Here is a 2,833-nt window from a genome sequence, read left to right on the forward strand (position 1 = left end):
TGACCGCTTGATTCCGCCCTCTCTCGTGTTTGAGAGACGGGATGCCGACACCCCTTGGCCTGGGAGCAGCGTTCCGAATCTTCTTCTCCTACCGGGTAAATCCCCAGACGTCTTCGGGTGCACCTCTTCCGCGGGACCTCGGGTCGGCCCGGAAACCGGGGGATACCAGACGTGGACGTGGACGTGGACGTGGACGTGGACGTGGACGTGGACGTGGACGTGGACGTGGACGTGGACGTGGACGTGGACGTGGAGGCTTATTCAGAACTCCCATTCTGGATGATCTAGATCATGCATCGCCGCAGGTCGAGGCACTGCTATAGATCTTTATGGAAGAGTTCTGCATAACCCTCCTGGGCCTGTGAGCTGGTGCGATGCCATAGCGCGACTGTTGACATGATGGCTAATCCAGTCTGTGCGCCGATGGGGCCATCCAGCCGCCGTGGGTAGCGGACCTGCGGCCCGCTATTCGACAGGAGTGGTAGCGAGGGGGCGACCACCCGAAAGGGCACGCATGACTATACGGACGAAGCAGTACGGTTGACGCTCGCAAGCGACGCAATGCCTCGACCTCGACGCATTGATCCCCCCATATCAAAATCAAAAAATAATCGACAGTCAGCCGGAAACGAAATCGATATACATATCCGATACAGATGGACGCATGGTGACGTGCATCGAGCACCAACCGTCACCGACTCGAGTGCTCCAGCAACGGCCATCGTTGGCGAGGGGACGGGTGTCGAAAATCCGCACGGGTCGCGCTCCGCACCCGTCAGAGCTGCCGCTTGCGGGCATGGCCCCTGATACGCCTCCGCGTAACGTCCTCCTTGCGGTTCGTTGCCTGTCGGAGATGTGGAATGCAGGCGCTGTCATAGATCAGGGGCGCCGTGTGCTGGATGCACTGATCGGCCTTTTGGAGTTCTCCGAACATCGCCCGATGTTGGAGATGAACGATTTAATAGATCGGCATATTCTTCCTGTTGTTCAGGCCGTTGGCATCCGCTGGCCGGGCCGTATGCGCTACCGGGATTGGTTTCTCATACGGGGCAGCCGCATAGCGCGGTCGCCGTTCTCGACGTCTATTGCTTTGATCGCTGCGGCGTTGTTCTCCGATGATCGCCAGATTCGTGACCTGTTCCACACGCAGGCGCTCCTCGACCACAACGCCCAGATACGGTGGGTGGCGGTGCAGGCGGTTGCTGTGGGTTGGCGGGATGGTCCCGGCACGTTGCCGCTTCTGCGGGAGTGGGCCACTGATGGCCACGGGGATGTGCGGCGGGTGGTGGTGGTGGAGGCGGTTGCTGTGGGTTGGCGGGATGATCCCGGTACGTTGCCGTGGTTGCGGGAGCGGGCCACCGACGATACCGACGGGGCTGTGCGGTGGGTGGCGGTGCAGGCAGTTCGGCAAATCGAACGAAGATAATCGAAGCACGCGACGGGGCTGATGGCGAATCTTGACGGGACAGTGGGAATGGATCGGCACTGCGCGGGCGGATGACGGGCGCATACGGCGCCTTCGCTCGAAGGCTTTCCTGTTTGCGCTGGTCAACGCCATGATCTGTGGGGGTGACAAGCCCGCTTGAAAACCGCTAGGGGTGGCAACGCTCCTCGTGGGTTCGAATCCCACGCCCTCCGCTCTGACCAGCACCTTTGACCTGAATCCGCAGGTCATGGCTATTTTAGATCTTCTTTTTGTGATCTTTTTGTGGCTCGCGGCTGTCCGGCTGTGCCCGGCCGTGAGTGGTCATCTACGGCCGTCTGTGGGGAATATATGGGGACGATCAAGAGGTGTCCCCAGGGTTCAGGACGGTGTCGATGCGGTCTCGGGAAGCTTGGTCCTGGCCGGCGAGGCACTTCGCGTAGACGTGCAGCAGGACCGCGACGGAGTGCCCGGCCCACTCGGCGATCAGCGTCGGCGGGACCCCAGCGTTGGGCCAGGTCGAGACCGCCGCAGGTCGTAGGGCGTGCCAGCGAGCGGGGAGGCGACCTCGCCAGTCGTGAGTGTCCGGCGGCGGGCATCCTCTACGTGGTAGACCACCCGGTAGGCGCCCACCCTCAGCCGGAACACAGCCGAAGGTTCACCGACGAGTGCTCGGACCCCGTGGGGACGAGGATCGTTCGACAGTTGCGTTACCGCCGTCAGCCCTCGGCGCGCTGTCACACCGTCGAGCTTGCGCAGTTCACGCAGCGCCCGTGTCGTCCACTCGATCTCGTACGCCACCGTCAGGCCAGGCCGAACTCGGCCATCACGTCCCGGTGCGCCACGCGCGGTTCACTGGACGCAAGCGCAGCCCGCGCGGCGGTCAGATCGGCCTCATCTTCGGCTGCTTCCAGCTCCCGCAAATCATCGATCGAGATCACCGCAGCCACGGCACGACCATGACGGGTGAGCACGGTCCGCGCGTGCGCGTGTTCCACCTTGGACACGATCTCACCGAGATGGTCCCGTGCCTCACTGATCGGTATCTCAGTCACACCCCATGTTGTACGAACCGGGGAGACTGATGGGCGCACTGTCGGCCCGTGCGGCGCACTTCTGGCGCACTGCGAGGGCGCCACGGCGCCGGCCTACGACATCCCCGGCGGCGTAGGCCCCGCTCGTTGTGCCAACCTTCCGTACGTGTTCAGGTCGCGGATGCGGCTGTGGCGCCGTGCGGACGTCCAGGCGTGGGTGGCCAGGAACCGGTCATGACTGCATGACTACATGCCGTGGATGCTCTGGATAACGCGGGACCGTCGCCCTGTTGCGTCAAGATGCACAATAATCTTGGTTTTTCCTCGATCTGAATTAGAGCGACCGGCAATAGGGACGCGGCGTCGCGGGGCTGGG

At 62.9% G+C, this 2,833-nt stretch carries 3 protein-coding genes; 1 reads left to right on the forward strand and 2 read right to left on the reverse strand.

The features are described from left to right. Positions 1 to 892: 892 nt before the first annotated feature. Complete coding sequence (locus MJ797_RS08170; protein WP_239333369.1) at positions 893 to 1,426, forward strand: HEAT repeat domain-containing protein; 534 nt, start codon at positions 893 to 895, stop codon at positions 1,424 to 1,426. Positions 1,427 to 1,909: 483 nt separating this feature from the next. Here MJ797_RS08170 and MJ797_RS08175 read toward each other — a convergent pair whose 3' ends face one another. Next, positions 1,910 to 2,224, reverse strand: coding sequence for a type II toxin-antitoxin system RelE/ParE family toxin (locus MJ797_RS08175; RefSeq protein ID WP_239333371.1), 315 nt, complete (start codon positions 2,222 to 2,224; stop codon positions 1,910 to 1,912). 2 nt (positions 2,225 to 2,226) lie between these two features. Then, complete coding sequence (locus MJ797_RS08180; RefSeq protein ID WP_239333373.1) at positions 2,227 to 2,478, reverse strand: type II toxin-antitoxin system Phd/YefM family antitoxin; 252 nt, start codon at positions 2,476 to 2,478, stop codon at positions 2,227 to 2,229. Positions 2,479 to 2,833: the final 355 nt, after the last annotated feature.

Origin of the sequence: Protofrankia sp. CiP3 (genome assembly GCF_917627345.1) — a bacterium.
GTDB lineage: Bacteria > Actinomycetota > Actinomycetes > Frankiales > Frankiaceae > Protofrankia.